Origin of the sequence: Serratia marcescens subsp. marcescens ATCC 13880 (genome assembly GCF_017299535.1) — a bacterium.
Classification (GTDB): domain Bacteria; phylum Pseudomonadota; class Gammaproteobacteria; order Enterobacterales; family Enterobacteriaceae; genus Serratia; species Serratia marcescens.
In genome coordinates, this window is sequence record NZ_CP071238.1 from 2,347,943 (window position 1) to 2,363,938 (window position 15,996).

13 protein-coding genes are annotated in these 15,996 nt (G+C 60.5%); 9 read left to right on the forward strand and 4 right to left on the reverse strand.

Translation table 11 applies throughout. From position 1 onward, the window contains the following. Positions 1-39 precede the first annotated feature (39 nt). Positions 40-1,194 carry a serine hydrolase domain-containing protein gene (locus J0F90_RS11335; RefSeq protein WP_033641427.1) on the forward strand — a complete coding sequence of 385 codons (1,155 nt, stop codon included), beginning with the start codon at positions 40-42 and terminating at the stop codon, positions 1,192-1,194. 44 nt (positions 1,195-1,238) lie between these two features. Here J0F90_RS11335 and J0F90_RS11340 read toward each other — a convergent pair whose 3' ends face one another. Then, on the reverse strand, positions 1,239-2,771 hold the full coding sequence (locus tag J0F90_RS11340; protein ID WP_028128187.1) for a YdgA family protein: 1,533 nt from the start codon (positions 2,769-2,771) through the stop codon (positions 1,239-1,241). Between the two features lie 140 nt (positions 2,772-2,911). Continuing rightward, on the reverse strand, positions 2,912-4,090 hold the full coding sequence (gene manA / locus J0F90_RS11345; RefSeq protein WP_033640464.1) for a mannose-6-phosphate isomerase: 1,179 nt from the start codon (positions 4,088-4,090) through the stop codon (positions 2,912-2,914). Positions 4,091-4,412: 322 nt separating this feature from the next. On the opposite strand from manA, the gene J0F90_RS11350 reads away from it, so the two are divergent. From J0F90_RS11350 to J0F90_RS11365, 4 genes are all read left to right on the forward strand, one after another. After that, a complete protein-coding gene (locus tag J0F90_RS11350; RefSeq protein WP_227944606.1) occupies positions 4,413-4,883 on the forward strand; it encodes a hypothetical protein in 471 nt (156 codons plus the stop codon). A 230-nt stretch (positions 4,884-5,113) separates the two neighbouring features. Next, the gene (gene fumC, locus J0F90_RS11355; RefSeq protein ID WP_016927873.1) at positions 5,114-6,511 is read left to right on the forward strand and encodes a class II fumarate hydratase; all 1,398 of its coding nucleotides are present in this window, start codon (positions 5,114-5,116) and stop codon (positions 6,509-6,511) included. A gap of 61 nt (positions 6,512-6,572) precedes the next feature. Next, positions 6,573-7,262, forward strand: coding sequence for a helix-turn-helix transcriptional regulator (locus tag J0F90_RS11360; protein WP_016927872.1), 690 nt, complete (start codon positions 6,573-6,575; stop codon positions 7,260-7,262). 90 nt (positions 7,263-7,352) lie between these two features. After that, positions 7,353-7,721, forward strand: coding sequence for a VOC family protein (locus tag J0F90_RS11365; protein WP_033640462.1), 369 nt, complete (start codon positions 7,353-7,355; stop codon positions 7,719-7,721). Here the strand turns inward: J0F90_RS11365 and tus are convergent. Beyond that, positions 7,711-8,649, reverse strand: a complete 939-nt coding sequence (tus, locus tag J0F90_RS11370; RefSeq protein ID WP_033640460.1) for a DNA replication terminus site-binding protein — start codon at positions 8,647-8,649, stop codon at positions 7,711-7,713. The genes J0F90_RS11365 and tus overlap by 11 nt on opposite strands. Positions 8,650-8,926: 277 nt before the next feature. Between tus and J0F90_RS11375 the strand changes: the two genes are divergently transcribed. Next, positions 8,927-10,723, forward strand: coding sequence for a glycoside hydrolase family 3 protein (locus tag J0F90_RS11375; protein WP_033640458.1), 1,797 nt, complete (start codon positions 8,927-8,929; stop codon positions 10,721-10,723). Between the two features lie 126 nt (positions 10,724-10,849). After that, on the forward strand, positions 10,850-12,136 hold the full coding sequence (locus J0F90_RS11380; RefSeq protein WP_033640455.1) for a glycoside hydrolase family 10-like protein: 1,287 nt from the start codon (positions 10,850-10,852) through the stop codon (positions 12,134-12,136). Positions 12,137-12,187: 51 nt separating this feature from the next. Here the strand turns inward: J0F90_RS11380 and J0F90_RS11385 are convergent, their stop codons facing one another. Further along, on the reverse strand, positions 12,188-13,456 hold the full coding sequence (locus tag J0F90_RS11385; RefSeq protein ID WP_170913122.1) for an MFS transporter: 1,269 nt from the start codon (positions 13,454-13,456) through the stop codon (positions 12,188-12,190). 147 nt (positions 13,457-13,603) lie between these two features. Between J0F90_RS11385 and J0F90_RS11390 the strand changes: the two genes are divergently transcribed. Continuing rightward, positions 13,604-14,494, forward strand: coding sequence for a LysR family transcriptional regulator (locus J0F90_RS11390; RefSeq protein WP_033640452.1), 891 nt, complete (start codon positions 13,604-13,606; stop codon positions 14,492-14,494). Between the two features lie 159 nt (positions 14,495-14,653). Then, entirely contained in the window at positions 14,654-15,871 is a 1,218-nt protein-coding gene (mlc, locus tag J0F90_RS11395; RefSeq protein ID WP_016927865.1) for a sugar metabolism global transcriptional regulator Mlc, read from the forward strand. Positions 15,872-15,996 lie beyond the last annotated feature (125 nt).

Consider the following 15,996-nt stretch of genomic DNA (forward strand, 5'->3'; position numbering starts at 1 on the left):
TTTAGACTGGTTTTACTTTCCCTCAGCGAGATGAAAATCATGTCGGCAACACAACAGGCGTTAACAGAACGGATCGCGGCGATCGATCAACAGGCGATGGCCGAAGGGCGCATCGTGGGCAGCGTGGTGCTGGTGGCGCGGCGGGGCGAGATTTGTTACGCCGGGGCGGCCGGCTATGCCGACCGCGAAGCGCGCCGGCCGATGCGGCGGGAAACGCAGTTTCGGCTGTCGTCGGTCTCCAAACCCTATACCACGCTGGCGGCGCTGCGCCTGATTGAGCGGGGCAAACTGAGCCTGGACGATGCGGTCAGCGATTGGCTGCCGTGGTTTACCCCGGCGCTGGCGGATGGCCGCCGCCCGACGATCAAGATCCGCCATTTGCTGAGCCATACCGCCGGTCTGGACTATCGGCTGAACCAACCGCCGGCGGGCGTTTACCATCAGTTGGGGATCCAGGACGGCGTGGAGCTGTCGACGCTGACGCTGGAGCAAAACCTGCGGCTGTTGGCGCAGGCGCCGTTGCTGTCGGAACCGGGAGAGCGCTTCAATTATTCACTGGCGATCGACGTGCTTGGCGCGGTGCTGGAGCGGGTGACGGGCATGTCGCTGCCGCAGCTGTTTGTCGAATGGGTGACGCAGCCGCTGGGGCTTGGCAACACCGCATTCCATGCGACGGACGCCGTGAACTTGGCGACGCCGTATTACAATACGCCGCAGGGGCCGCGGCGCATGCCGGAAGGCGTGCGGATCGCCTTGCCGGAAGGCATGGCGGGGGGAGAAGTGACGTTCTCGCCGGCGCGCGCGCTTAACGCGGAGGCTTATCCTTCCGGCGGCGCGGGCATGGTCGGCGATGCCGACGACGTGCTGAAGCTGGTGGAAGCGTTGCGCAGCGGCGGGCAGGGCATCTTGCAACCGGACACGGTGGCGTTGCTGCGCAGTCCGCATGTGGGGGCGCAGGCGCAAACGCAAGGGCCGGGCTGGGGATTTGGTTTCGGCGGGGCGCTGCTGGTGGACGCAGAAGCGGCGCAAACGCCGCAGCATGCCGGTACCCTGACCTGGGGCGGCGTTTATGGCCACAGCTGGTTCTTTGATCCACAGGCGCAGCTGAGCGTGGTGATACTGACCAACACCGCATTTGAGGGCATGTGCGGCCGCTACCCGCAGCAGATCCGCGATGCGGTTTATACGGCGTAAATAAAAAGGGCCCCGCAGGGGGCCCTTGTTAGGTTTTCAGGCGATTACTGCGCCGGTGCCGGAGCGGGTTCCGCTTCCTGCGCCGGTTCAGCGTCTTCCGCCGGGGCGCCCAGCATGGCGAACTGGCCGATGAACTCCTGCAGCGACATTTTGTTGCCGTTCAGGTCAACCTGATTGTCAGCGTAATGGAACTGGCTCGCGATCACGCCGTCTTTCTGGGTGGTCAGTTTGAACATCTGGCCCATGGCCGCCAGGCCCTGCACTTGCTGCTGCGCCAGTTTCTGCGCGTCTTCCGCATTATAGCCCTGCAACAAGGCGGTCTTCGCGGTCACTTCGGTGGCCATCGCTTCCGGAATGGTCAGGCTGAGATCCAGCTTTTTAACCGCCTGAGCGATCAGCTGATCCGGCGATTGTGCCGGAGAGGCGGCCTTGCTCGGATCGGTCATCGCCAGATCCAGCGTGAAGATGCTCTCACCCTTGCTGTTTTTCCAGCTCAGCGGGGCGATGCTGAGGCTTGGATTGCCTTTCAGCAGCATCGGCAGGTTCTTTTGCAGCATCTCGGAGGTCTGCTGTTCGTAGACGTCCGGATCCAGGTTCTCACCCTGCTGCAGCAGCGCCATGGTTTGGCGGTTGTAGCTGTCGGAGAAGTCTTTCAGCGCCTTGCCGTCGACGTTGTCGATTTTCAGCGTCAGTTTACCGGCGCCGAAGTCGTTGCCCTGCACCTTGAGCGCGTCCATGGTGTAGTCGATCTGGCCGCCGATGTTGCTGCTGCCTTGCTCGCCGAACTTGCTCACCAGATTGAAACCGTCCAACGCCACGGTGTCTTTACCGTCGATCGTCAGTTTGAACTGTTTCAGCGTCATCGTCTGATCGCCGAGCTTCACGCCGAACTTGCTTTCGTTGCTGTTGCCTTTCAGGTTGAAGCCCTGGAAGGTGATCTGCTCGTTTTGGCCGAATTCATTCGGGCTGGCGAACACGATAGTGTCGCTATTGGCGTCCAGCGCGAATTTTTTCAGATCGCGGGATACGTCGGCGTCAATGGTGGCGCCGCTGAATTTCAGCGAAGATTTATCCTTCTGGTAGTCCAGTGGGATAAAGTCGATGGTGGACGCGGTATCGCCGCTGTACGAGATGCGCGAATCGGCGGTAAACAGCGATTTGCCTTTGGTGGTTTCAAACAGGCCTTTCACCGCCGGGGTGTTTTCCAGCTCGGTATGCACCGACGCCATGCTCGGCAGCAGGTTGAATTTTTTCAGCTGCGCGAACGGGAACGGACCGTGATCGATGGTTTCCAGGAACGCCACTTCTTCACCGGCTTTCAGCGCCGCGTTTTCGCTGGTATCCGTGCCGTCGGAACGCAGCACATAACGCACTTTGCTGCTGAACAGGCCGCGCTGGTAATTTTCATAGCTCAGCTTGACGCCGGCTTTCGGCAGGTAGGCTTTCAATTGGCCATTGGCGTTGTCGACGACTTCGCCCATGTGCTGCTCGATCTGTTTCCCGGTGTACCAGGATGCCCCGGTCCATGCTGCGCCAAGAACGACAATGACGCTGACAGCGACTAACGATTTTTTCATAGCTCTGTTTCATCCTTTTTTCTTATCACCCTCCGTTGCGTGGGAGGGGCAAATAGGGGCCGCCAAAAAACGCCCGCAGGCGTTTAATTGTGGGGGCAGCTCTCGCTTTCAGCAAGCAATTTGCTGAAATTTATCAACGGTTAGGCCAGTTGGTTATAAACCCGGGCGATGCGGCCGCTGCCGCTGACGTTGACCGGGGATTCGAACGCCCCGATAAAGCAGGATTCGCCCGGTTTGAGCGTCAGGCGTTGCCCGGATTTCTCCAGCGTCGCTTCGCCGACGACGCAGAACACGATGGCGGCGCTTCGCTGTGCCAGCGCCTGCGGCGCGGCGGTCAAATCGTGCAGTGAGAAGGCGAAATCTTCCACCGGGATCGGGAAGAACAGCTCGTTGCCGCGTTGCTCCGGTTGGGTCAGCAGGCCGGAAGCCGGTTGCGGGCGGAACTGCAGGTTGGCCAGCAGCTCGGGCACGTCGATGAATTTCGGCGTCAGGCCCGCGCGCAGCACGTTATCCGAGTTGGCCATCACCTCCAGCGCCACGCCTTTCAGGTAGGCGTGCGGCGTTTCGGCATACAGGAACATCGCCTCGCCCGGCGCGAGCTGCACCACGTTCAACAGCAGCGGTGAGAACAGACCGCTGTCGTCCGGATAGAAGCTGGCGATGAAGCGCACGGTATCCCAGGATTCCCCCTGCTGGTTGTTGAGCGCGGCTTTCAGCACGCCGAGCGCCAGCGATTTTTGTTCGCCGCTCATCGTCAACAGGCTGGCGAACAGGGTCGCGAGATGGGCGGTGTCCGGCTGCTGCAGGAAGGCGGCGATGTCGTGGTGCGCGCCGGCGATCGGCTGCAGCAGGGAAACGATATCGGCCAATTCACGAAAACCGTTCATCGCCAGGAACGGCGTCAGGGCGAACACCAGCTCGGGCTTGTGATTGGGATCTTTGTAGTTGCGTTCGGCGGCGCTCAGCGGGATGCCTGCGGCGTTCTCTTTCGCGAAGCCGACCTCGGCCGCCGCTTTGCTCGGGTGGACCTGGATCGACAGCGGCTGATCGGCGCACAGCACTTTAAACAGGAACGGCAACTCGCCAAAACGGCTGGCGACGTTGGCGCCCAGCTGTTTTGGCTGGTCTTCGTCGATCAGATCGCGCAGCGAACGCAGTTCACCGTCGGCGCCCGGCACGCGGGAAGGGCTCTTGGGATGGGCGCCCATCCACAGTTCGGCCATCGGCTGATTATCCGGGTTGGCGATGCCGTAAAGACGGGTCAGCGCATCGTGGCTGCCCCAGGCGTAATTCTGTACCGCGTTGGTCATTTTTTGCATGTCGATAAACGTCCTTAACGTCATTGTCGTACTGGATGACAATAACCTACTGATTTTATACGGTTAACTAAATCTGTGCCGACACCTATCCTACGCCCGCGTCGGCAGGAAAAATCATGGGCGCGATCAAAAAAACGCCGGATAACGTCGCGCCCGGCAACGGGGCCAAAGTATAGCGTGATAACGATCGGCGTCTCAATTGGCGCGCAGGCCTCAAGGCGGCGCGGAAAACCCGCCGATCGATTATTCTTTGGCCCAGCGGAATTATTGCCGATAGCTTGGTTATTCTGCGTCATTATTTATTTTTTCAGCATGTCAAACTATGTCGGATGAATTTATTTTTTACCGTCTGAGCCATTCCCTTAATTATTATTTTCGCGCTGCGCCGGGCTATCACACGCTGAGCTTAAACCTGCGCGTCAGACCCGTTTACCGTAACGGCCAACATGTCGATTTAACGAAACAAGAGGTCTGTTGCATGAAAAAACTGTTGTTGCTATTGGGGCTTTGCACCGGCGCAACCCAGGCGGCGGTGATTGTCGCCTATCCCTACGCGGCGCCACGCACCGTGGTGATCGCGCCGGCACCGATCGTCGTTACACCCGCGCCGGTCGCGGCTGTGACGCATCCGCTGGCACTCACCGCCGGTGCGGCGGCGACCGGGGCGTATCGGCATAATGAACGGCAGGACGCCTACGACGAGATCAATCATCTGCAGCAGCAACGGTTCGATGAGCTCAATCATTTACAGGCGCAACGCATCAATAATTTTAATTCGCGTCATCCGCATTAATGGTTATCCACATTTTTATTCTCCAGGCTCATTCCCGGCCGTTTATTTCACCGCGGGTTAACCGGCGGAAAATAACCGCGTCGTTAATGGGTATAAGAGATGAAACGTGCTGTGAGATAACTCTCTTAATGCGAATAGTTATTATGTCACTATACTGGGAGTGCATGCCGACGGGGGGTAGCGCGTCGGCCTAACCCTACAATTTTAGGAATTATGCTAAGGAGATCATGATGGCAGGCGTTCGTATCGAAAAAGACTCTATGGGCCCCATCGAAGTACCGGCCGACAAGCTGTGGGGCGCGCAAACCCAGCGTTCGTTGGCGCATTTCCGTATTTCCTCCGAAAAGATGCCGACCGCGCTGATCCACGCGCTGGCGTTGACCAAGCGCGCCGCCGCGCAGGTGAACGTGGATCTGGGGCTGCTGCCGGCCGAACGGGGCGCCGCTATCATCAAGGCCGCCGACGAAGTGCTGGCGGATCGCCATGCCGACCAGTTCCCGTTGTCAATCTGGCAAACCGGCTCCGGCACCCAGACCAACATGAACATGAACGAAGTGTTGGCCAACCGCGCCAGCGAGCTGCTGGGCGGCGTGCGCGGTGAAGAGCGCAAGGTACACCCGAACGACGACGTCAATAAAAGCCAGAGCTCCAACGACGTGTTTCCCACCGCGATGCACGTGGCGGCGGTGATTGCGCTGCGCGAGCACCTGATCCCCGAGCTGAAAGTGCTGCACAAGACGCTGAGCGACAAGGCCGAAGCCTACCGCGACATCGTCAAAATCGGCCGCACCCATCTGCAGGACGCCACGCCGCTGACCCTGGGGCAGGAGATATCCGGTTGGGCGGCGATGCTGGCGCACAATCTGAAACACATCGAGGACAGTATCCCGCACATTGCCGAGCTGGCGCTGGGCGGCACGGCGGTCGGCACCGGCCTGAACACCCATCCGGAGTACGCGGTGCGCGTCGCTAAAGCGCTGGCGGAATTGACCCATCAGCCGTTCGTCACCGCGCCGAACAAGTTCGAAGCGCTGGCGACCTGCGACGCGCTGGTGCAAGGGCATGGCGCGCTGAAAGGGCTGGCGGCTTCGCTGATGAAGATCGCCAACGACGTACGTTGGCTGGCATCCGGCCCGCGCTGCGGCATCGGTGAGATTTCGATCCCGGAGAACGAGCCGGGCAGTTCCATCATGCCGGGCAAGGTCAACCCGACCCAGTGCGAAGCGATGACCATGCTGTGCGCGCAGGTGCTGGGCAACGACGTGGCGGTGAACATCGGCGGCGCTTCCGGCAACTTCGAGCTGAACGTGTTCCGCCCGATGGTGATCCACAACTACCTGCAGTCGATTCGCCTGCTGGCCGACGGCATGCAGGGCTTTAACGAGCACTGCGCGGTGGGTATCGAACCGAACCGCGATCGCATCACCCAATTGCTGAATGAATCGCTGATGCTGGTGACGGCGCTCAACACCCACATCGGTTATGACAAAGCGGCGGAAATTGCCAAGAAAGCGCACAAGGAAGGGCTGACGCTGAAAGCCGCGGCGCTGAAGCTCGGCTACCTGACCGAAGCGCAGTTCGACGAGTGGGTGCGGCCGGAAGCGATGGTCGGCAGCATGCAGAAATAATTGATCTGTGAGGCAACCGGGGGCTTACTGAGGTAAGCCCCTTTTTTATGGAGAAATTAAGATGTCGCGCGCACAACGTTTACTCGATCTGATGCAGCTGCTGCGCAGCCACCGTTATCCGGTGGCGGGCCATGCGCTGGCGCAGACGCTGGGCATCAGCATGCGCACCCTGTACCGCGACATCGCCACGCTGCAGCAGCAGGGGGCGGAGATCGCCGGTGAGGCGGGCGTCGGCTATGTGCTGCGCCCCGGATTTATGCTGCCGCCGCTGATGTTCTCGCCGGCGGAGACAGAAGCGCTGGTGCTGGGGATGCGCTGGGTCAGCCGCCGCGGCGACAGCCAATTGGCGAGCGCGGCGGGCCAGGCGCTGGCCAAGATCGCCGCGGTGCTGCCGCCGGCGCTGCGGGAGGAGCTGGAGGCCAATACGCTGCTTATCGCGCCGGTTCAGGCGCCGCCGGTGGCGGATGAGATGCGGGTGCTGATCCGTGACACCATCCGCCGCGAGCGTAAACTGCATATCGACTACCTCGATCTGGCGGGACAGCGCAGCGAACGCCTGCTGTGGCCCTTTGCGCTGGGCTTTTTCGATCAGTTTCAGATGTTGGTCGCCTGGTGCGAGCTGCGTCAGGCCTTTCGCCATTTTCGCCTCGATCGCATCCAGGCCGCCACGCCGTTGGAACAGCGCTATCCGCGTGGCCGGCGGCGGCTGCTGAAAGAGTGGCGCCTCAGCGAGGGCATTGCGGAGCAATAGCGGCACGCTGCTGCCATAAACTGTCAGTCGCGCGCCTTAGTCTGTGCCTATCGGGAACCGACCGGTTCCCATCATCCAGAGGACAGACCGATGACCCTTCCCAGCATGACCCTGCTTTACGTCGACAACCCGCTCAACAGCGCCGCCTTTTATCAACGTTTACTGGGACAGGCGCCGGTGGAACTTTCTCCCGGCTTCGCCCTGTTCGTACTCAGCAACGGCTTCAAGCTGGGGATGTGGGCCAAACAGGGGGTAAAACCCGCCGCCACGTTGACCGGCGGCGGCGGTGAGCTGGGCTTCTTGTGCCAGGATCCGCAAGAGGTCGAGGCGCGCTATAACCAGTGGCGCGAACTCGGGCTGCCTATCGAGCAAACGCCGACCGAGATGGAATTCGGTTACACCTTCGTGGCGCGGGATCCGGACGGCCATCGCCTGCGGGTGTATGCCCTCAGCGAGTAGCGTCGTCGGCATACAGGTGCAAGCGCGGCACCAGCAGCCGCAGCGGCCTGGCGTCGGGTTTGTAACGGTGTTTCACCGCGTCGGCGTCGTAGTTGAGCAGTTCGCCAATCTTCGGCACCGCAGCGCCGTTTTCAACCTGACACAGGGCGATCAGCGGCAGCGGGCAGGGGTGTTGCACCTGTTTTTGCTGCTGCTGATACCACACCCGGGCGATCGGCTGCACTTTTACCGGCCGCTTGATTTTCAGCGTCGCATGCTGCGGCAGGCGGCTGACATCGTCTATTTCGCGGCTGACCAGGGCGGCCCACTGTTCACGGCTGTGCGGCGGCACCGCGCGGCCGGCTTTCAGGCTTTTCTCCAGCTGCGCCAGAATGTCGTCCCGCTTGACGTTTTTGATGATGTGCTTGTTGGCCCAGCCGAAACGCACGGAGTCGGGATTGGTCAGGGCGGTGAGGGTGCGGTAGGCGCTGAGGGTAATCAGTCCGTGCAGATGGGTGTGCACGAACTCGAAACGCTGCTCCGGCGCCAGACCGGAATCGACGGTGATAATCTGCTCCAGTTCGCTCTTCAGGCGGTTGATCAGCGCTAACTGCGTCTGCAACGTCTGATATTCCGGTTGCTCCACCGCCAGACAGATGACGCCGGGCAGGCGCACGGCGGCCTTGCTGCTGACATTCTCCCGGTTATGGTGGATGAACAACCGTTGATAGTGTTCCAGCGCCAGATCGCGCGCCGCTTGCCCCACATGCTGCTCGACCGCGATATGCGAAATCGCCTGATGTTCCTGGCCTTTTTCAACCTCCGGCAGGCTGAACACCCGCGCCGCCAGCAACCGCAGCGGGGCGATCTGCTGCTGCAACGCGCCGAGCGCCTGCTCCAGCTCGTTAAAGCAGGCGTTCATTCGGCCAATCACATCGTATCTGCTCATCGCTCACTCCCATATTAGTTACAACATACTATAGAAGAGTGGCCGACTGGGGGCAACATCGGCAATGGGGCAATACTCGGCTAAACTGCCCGCCCAGCTTGCCAGGGGAAATAGGGCGGGCAGCAGGGGGAATTCTCTCGCTCGTTTATTTTTTGTTTAGTCCATTTCTTGTTTGCCGTTGTCCAATCGCTGGAACAAACAGAATGGCAGGACGCTATGAGCCCCTCGGGTTATCTTTTCTTCTGTCATTAACGGGTGCTTTAAACGGAGGTTTACGGTGGATATTAAACAGAAAGTCAAAAACATGACGCTGGAAGAGAAGATCGGGCAAAAAATCATGCTGGATTTTCGCTACTGGGATCAGAACGGTAGCAGCAATCAGGATATGACCGTTCCCGATGCAGCCATTGGCAAGCTGATCACCGATAACCACATAGGTGGGGTGATCCTGTTTGCCAATAATCTGAAAGACAAGCAGCAGATCAAAACGCTGACGGCCTGGTATGCCGCGATGAAAACGCACGCCGGCGTTCGTTTGTTTATTGGCACGGATAACGAAGGCGGTAACGTTTTCCGGCTGCCGCGCGGCGACTACGCCTCATTCCCCGGCAATATGGCGCTGGCGGCGGCGATTGAGGGCGGCGCGGATAAACAGCTCGCCGTTGAACAGGGCAAACTGATGGCCCAGGATATGCGCGCGTTGCATATCAATACCAACTTTGCCCCGGTCGTGGACGTCAACACCAACCCGTTCAACCCGGTGATTAACGTTCGCGCCTTCAGCGATGATAAGAACACCGTTGCCCGCCTGGCCGAGAAAATGGTGGCGGGAATGAAGCAGCAAGGGCTGATCACCGCGTACAAACACTTCCCCGGCCATGGCAGCACCTCCACCGACTCGCATACCGGTTTGCCGCGCGTCGATCGTACGCGGGAAGAGGCCTTTGCCATCGATATCGCGCCTTACAAACAGGCCATTGACCGCTGCGTGGCGCCGGACATGGTGATGACTGCGCATATTCAGTACCCCGCACTGGATAACAGCCAGATCGACACCCGCAACGGTGATAAAATCACGGTGCCGGCCACCATGTCGCGCGAAATCCAGACCCAGATCCTGCGCAATGAGCTGGGTTATGCCGGCGTAACGATTTCAGACGCGCTGGATATGGGCGCGATTGCCGAGCATTTCAGCCAGCAAGCGGCGGCTGAAAACGTCTTTAGCGCCGGGGTGGATATTGCTCTGATGCCTGTCAGCATCGCCTCGCCGGCGCAGGCGAGCCTGCTGCCCGAGCTTATCCGCTACATTGCGGAGCGGGTGAAAACCGGGCATCTCAGCGAGGCTGATATCGATGCCTCGGTCGAGCGCATTTTGCGCCTGAAATTACGCCATGGCCTGATGGGCCATAGCGATAAACCTTGTTCCAACGACGTTGCGTCGTCAGCGCACAAGCTGGAAAAGCGCATCGCCGATCGTTCCATTACCGTGGTTATCAACCGTCAATGTCTGCTGCCGCTAAAGGACAAGGCGCTGCGCTACTTTATTCTGACGCCGTGGGGCGAGCAGGCCAACGGCATTGCGAACGTGATGGCGCAGGAGGGCTATCAGAACGTCGTGGCCGCGAAGGAAACGGAACTGAGCGACGCCCAGGTCAGGGAACATATTGCCGGCTGCGACGTGTTCTTGCTCGGAACCCTCTCAACCCGCTTTACGCCTGCCGAGCAGGATGGGGTCGTGACCTCCGCAACCGGGGCGGCTAATGATACCAGTCCTTATCCAGGCTGGCTGAAATACGCCGCCGAGCAGGGAAAAAAGCGCGTTCATCTCTCACTGCGCGCACCTTACGATATCGTGAACTATGCCGCAGAGGTGGAGGCAGCTGTCGCTACCTATTCCTATTACGGCTATGACGGCGGCGTATGGCGCGGTCACTCGATGGTATCGCTGGCGCAGGTGCTGACGGGTAAAATCACACCGCACGGAAAACTGCCGGTCAACACCTGGCACGACTACGATGAGCAAACCAATACCGGCAAGGTGGCGTTCCCTCGCGGGACGGGGCTGAGCTGGTAATGGGACAAGTACCGGCGTCGTCAGAAAGGGCGACGCCGGCAGCTTGCTAGCGTTGAGAAAGCGGGCGGTTTCTTGCTCCGCACGCCGCGACATGGGATAACCGTCACTCACGGAAGGAGAATACTGATGCCGACAGGCGCAACAAAATTAGGCGGATGGCTGTTGATGGCCGCCATGCTGGGCGTGGGCGGATGCGCCAAGCCCCCCGAACCGGAGAAGCCCTCGCGGCCGACACCGCCGGTTACACCGATGCGGGGCATCTGGCTGTCCACGGTCATTGGATTGGACTGGCCGCCGGCGGCCTCGCTGAAAGCGGAATCCCCGCAAGAGCGGGTGCGCCTGCAGAAGCAGGGGCTGACGGACGCGTTGGACGACATGGTGAAAACCGGGATTAACACGGTGTATTTTCAGGTTAAACCGGACGGAACGGCCCTGTGGCGTTCTGACATCTTGCCCTGGTCGGAGGTATTGACCGGCACCGTGGGCCAGGATCCCGGTTATGATCCGCTGGCCTTTATGCTGACAGAAGCGCACCGGCGCGGCATCAAGGTCCACGCCTGGCTGAACCCTTATCGGGTTTCCATGAATACCCGACAGCAAACGATAGATGCACTTAATCATACGCTGCAGTCGCCGCCGGCCAGCGTCTATGCGCTGCATCCCGACTGGATACGCACCGCCAGCGATCGCTTCGTGCTCGATCCTGGTCTGCCCGACGTGCGCAACTGGATCACCGGCGTGGTGGCTGAAGTCGTCAAAAACTATGATGTCGACGGCATTCAGTTTGACGATTATTTCTATTACGAAACGCCGCAATCGCCGCTGGATGATGAAAGGACGTATCGCGAATACGGCCAAGGGTTTGCAGACAAAGCCGCCTGGCGAAGAGACAATACGCTGCAATTGATAAAACAGGTTTCCGCCACCGTCAAAGCGTTGAAGCCCGCGGTCGCGTTTGGCGTCAGCCCGGCGGGCGTATGGCGAAACCAAGCGGACGATCCTGCCGGCTCGGCGACGCGGGCCGGCGCGCCGTCGTACGATACGGCCTATGCCGATACGCGCCAGTGGGTCAAGCTGGGGCTGCTCGACTACATCGCACCGCAGCTGTATTGGCCTTTTGATCGTGAAATTGTCCGCTACGACGTGCTGGCCAACTGGTGGGCCGAGGTGGTGAAAGGCACGCCGGTTCGGCTTTATGCCGGGGTGGCGCTGTATAAAGTGGGCACGCCATCGGCCAGCGAGCCGGCCTGGACCGTCGACGGCGGCGTTCCCGAGCTGAAAAGGCAGTTGGATCTCAACGAGAGCCTGCCGGGGATGGGGGGAACCATCCTGTTCCGGCAACGTTATCTGACCGAGCCGCAAACGGATAAGGCCGTGAAGTACCTGCGCACCCGCTGGAAAACCGGTCAATAATCACAGGCTCCGGCATGACGAGCCGCGGCAAGTCGCCGCGGCTTTTTCTTTTCAGAGACGGGCCGCTTCCGGCAGGCGTTTCAGGTAATGCACCACCAGCAGCGCCAGCAACAGCATCAGGCTGATGAACGCCGCCACGCCATTCCAGCCGAAGCTGTGCCAGAACACGCCGCCGAGGGTGCCGGCCACGCTGGAGCCGACGTAATAGCAGAACAGATACAGCGACGACGCCTGGCCTTTGGCGCGGCGCGCGCGGCGGCCAATCCAGCTGCTGGCCACCGAGTGGGCGGCGAAGAAACCGGCGGTGAACAGCATCATGCCGATAAAGATCGCCGGCACCTGCGGCAGCGCGGTAATCAGGATCCCGATCAGCATAATCACGATCGACGCCAGCAGCACCGGGCCGCGTCCGAAGCGTGAGGTGAGCGCGCCGGCCTTGGGCGAGCTGTAGGAACCGGTGAGGTACACCACCGACAGCAGGCCGACCACCGCCTGGCTCAGGTGATAAGGATCCGCCAGCAGGCGATAACCGATGTAGTTGAACAGGGTGACGAAGCTGCCCATCAGCAGGAAACCCTCCGCGAACAGCAGCGGCAGCCCCTTATCGTGCCAATGCAGTTTGAAGTTGATCAGCAGGGTGCGCGGGCGCAGCGAGCTGGCGCGAAAATGCCGCGAGGCAGGCAGGATACGCCAGAACATGCAGGCGGCGGCGAGGGCGAACAGGCCGATGACGCCAAGCGATACGCGCCAGGAAAAGAAATCGGTCAACACCCCGGTCACCAGGCGGCCGCTCATGCCGCCGATCGAGTTGCCGCTGATATACAGCCCCATCGAGAAGGCGACGAAGCTCGGATGGATCTCTTCGCTGAGATAGGTCATGCCGACCGCCGCCACGCCGCTCAGCGACAGGCCGATCAGCGCGCGCATCAGCAAAATGCCGTGCCAGCTGGTCATAAAGGCGCAAATCAGCGTGCAGACTGCCGCCAGCAACAGCGCCACCACCATCACCGACTTGCGGCCGATGGCGTCGGACAGCGGCCCGGTGAACATCAGGCCGATCGCCAGCAGGCCGGTAGAGACCGAGAGCGACAGGCTGCTTTCGGCCGGCGAGACGCCGAAATCTTGCGACAGCACCGGCAGGATCGGCTGCACGCAGTAAAGCAACGCGAAGGTCGCCAGCCCGGCGGAAAACAGCGCCAGCGTTACGCGCATAAACTGCGGCGTGCCGCGTTCGATATAGGGGAGTTTGTTGTTGAGGGTGGAGCGTTTTACTTTTGGCGCAGCGGCCGCGTCATCGTTGGCGGCCAGCGTCGATGGCATCGCGGCCGCAGAACGCACAGGGGTTGTCACAGCGTTTCCTTACCGAACTTCGGGGAGATAAACAGATACTTTGCAGATAACAAAATGATAGGGAGCGGCGATTTTTTTGTCTAATATATTAATAATTCAAATTAAGATGTTTTAAATATGAATATCGAACTGAGACACCTGCGTTATTTTATCGCCGTGGCGGAAGAGCTGCATTTTGGCCGCGCCGCCGAGCGGTTGCGCATCTCCCAGCCGCCGCTCAGCCAGCAAATTCAGGCGCTGGAAGAGATGGTCGGCGCGCGCTTGCTGGCGCGCAACAACCGCAACGTCAGCTTGACGCAAGCCGGGGAGATGTTCCTCAAAGAAGCCTATCAGGTGCTCGATCAGGTCGGGCGCGCGGCGGAAAAGGCGGCGCGCCTGGATCGCGGCGAACTGGGGGAAATGACCATCGGCTTTACTTCTTCCGCACCCTTTATCGGCGTGGTGGCGCGCAGCCTGCGCGCCTTTCGCCAGCAGTCCCCGCAGGTGCACATCAAGATGCGCGAAATCAACACCAAACAGCAGATCGAACCGCTGCTGAATGGTGAGCTGGATCTGGGGGTGATGCGCAATACGCGGCTGCCGGAGGCGCTGCGCTATCAGCTGCTGCTGCGTGAGCCGCTGGTGGCGGTGGTGCCGGAAGGGCATCCGCTGGCGGAAACGCCCGGCGGCGCGCTGCGGTTTCAACACTTGGCGCGGGAGCCGTTCGTGTTCTTCTCGCGCGAAGTGGGCACCGCGCTGTACGACGAAATTCTGCTGCTGCTCGGCAAAGCCGGCATTACCCCGTATATCACCCAGGAAGTGGGGGAAGCGATGACCATCATCGGGCTGGTCTCCGCCGGATTGGGCGTCTCGATTCTGCCGGCGTCTTTCGCCCGGGTGAGGGTGGACGGCGTGCGCTATTTGCCGCTGGCGGAGCCGGACGCCACCACCGAAGTGTGGCTGGTGCATCACCGCCGCCGGCCGCTGACCGCTGCCGCGCAGGCGCTGATGGCGTTGATGCTGAAATGACGTTGAACTTGGGCAAATAAAAATCAATTCACGCTGAAATTGCGAGGAATTTGTGCAGCAAATCACATAACTAATCAAATAGTTGACGCTGTATGACAAAAGCCCCACCATAACCCCTAGTCTTTATTTAGAAGCGCGAAAAATTGTAGGAGCAGGTTTGTGATTGCGGTTGGGCAGCCTGGGCATATCGATCAAATCAAGCAGACCAATGCGGGGGCGGTTTATCGGCTAATCGATCAGCTGGGCCCGATTTCGCGTATCGAACTGTCAAAACGCGCGCAGCTGGCGCCCGCCAGCATCACCAAGATCGTGCGCGAACTGCTGGAAGCCCATCTGGTCAAGGAAACCGAGTACCAGGAAATCGGCAGCCGGGGCCGCCCGGCGGTGGGGCTGGTGCTGGACACCGAGGCCTGGCATTACCTGTCCGCCCGTATCAGCCGCGGCAGCATCACGCTGGCGCTGCGCGATCTCAGCAGTAAACTGGTGGTGGAGGAGCAGCTGCCGCTGGCGGCCGAACACCCCGAACCGCTGCTGAAACGCATCCTGACCGAAGTCGACCAATTCTTTATCCGCCACCAAAGCAAGCTGGAGCGGCTGACGGCGATCGCCATTACGCTGCCGGGCATGATCGACGTGCAGTCCGGCGTGGTGCACCGCATGCCGTTTTACGACGTGCTGGAGATGCCGCTCGGCCCGGCGCTGGAAACCCGCACCGGTCTGCCGGTTTACCTGCAGCACGACATCAGCGCCTGGACCATGGCCGAGGCGCTATATGGCGCCTCGCGCGGCAGCCAGAACGTGATTCAGGTGGTGATCGACCACAACGTCGGCGCCGGCGTGATCACCGGCGGCCACGTGCTGCACGCCGGCAGCCACAGCGTGGTGGAGATCGGCCACACCCAGGTCGATCCCTACGGCAAACGCTGCTACTGCGGCAACCACGGCTGTCTCGAAACCGTGGCCAGCATCGAGAACATGCTGGAGATCGCCCAGCAGCGGCTGAGCGGCTCGATGAGCTCCAGCCTGCACGGCGCGCCGCTGACCGTCGAATCGCTGTGCGACGCCGCGCTGGCGGGCGATCAGCTGGCGCGGGACATCATTCTCGGCGTCGGTCACAGCGTGGGGCGCATTCTGGCTATCATGGTCAACCTGTTCAATCCGGAGAAGATCCTGGTGGGCTCGCCGCTCAACCGCGCGGCGGAGATATTGCACCCGGCCATCGTCTCCTGCATTCGCCAGCAGGCGCTGCCGGCCTACAGCGAGCAGGTCAAGGTCGAATCCACGCAGTTCTTCAATCAGGGCACCATGCCCGGCGCGGCGCTGGTGAAAGAGGCGCTGTACAATGGTTCATTGCTGGTGCAACTGCTGCAAGGCTAACATCAGAACTTCTTATTAATCCTGCAAAAGATTGAGCTACCTCAAGCCCCTACGCGGCAGCATCCCCTAGAATTTTTCCGAAAGACTTCTTCGCCGCCGGTGCGGCGATACATTGTTAACGGGGC

What these genes read in the sequence shown, in the direction of transcription:
- J0F90_RS11380 (WP_033640455.1), top strand. Translation starts at nt 10,850, where the DNA reads ATGCCGACAGGCGCAACAAAATTAGGCGGATGGCTGTTGATGGCCGCC.
- fumC (WP_016927873.1), top strand. Translation starts at nt 5,114, where the DNA reads ATGGCAGGCGTTCGTATCGAAAAAGACTCTATGGGCCCCATCGAAGTA.
- J0F90_RS11340 (WP_028128187.1), bottom strand. Translation starts at nt 2,771, where the DNA reads ATGAAAAAATCGTTAGTCGCTGTCAGCGTCATTGTCGTTCTTGGCGCA.
- J0F90_RS11365 (WP_033640462.1), top strand. Translation starts at nt 7,353, where the DNA reads ATGACCCTTCCCAGCATGACCCTGCTTTACGTCGACAACCCGCTCAAC.
- J0F90_RS11335 (WP_033641427.1), top strand. Translation starts at nt 40, where the DNA reads ATGTCGGCAACACAACAGGCGTTAACAGAACGGATCGCGGCGATCGAT.
- tus (WP_033640460.1), bottom strand. Translation starts at nt 8,649, where the DNA reads ATGAGCAGATACGATGTGATTGGCCGAATGAACGCCTGCTTTAACGAG.
- manA (WP_033640464.1), bottom strand. Translation starts at nt 4,090, where the DNA reads ATGCAAAAAATGACCAACGCGGTACAGAATTACGCCTGGGGCAGCCAC.
- J0F90_RS11360 (WP_016927872.1), top strand. Translation starts at nt 6,573, where the DNA reads ATGTCGCGCGCACAACGTTTACTCGATCTGATGCAGCTGCTGCGCAGC.
- J0F90_RS11350 (WP_227944606.1), top strand. Translation starts at nt 4,413, where the DNA reads ATGTCGGATGAATTTATTTTTTACCGTCTGAGCCATTCCCTTAATTAT.
- J0F90_RS11385 (WP_170913122.1), bottom strand. Translation starts at nt 13,456, where the DNA reads ATGCCATCGACGCTGGCCGCCAACGATGACGCGGCCGCTGCGCCAAAA.
- J0F90_RS11390 (WP_033640452.1), top strand. Translation starts at nt 13,604, where the DNA reads ATGAATATCGAACTGAGACACCTGCGTTATTTTATCGCCGTGGCGGAA.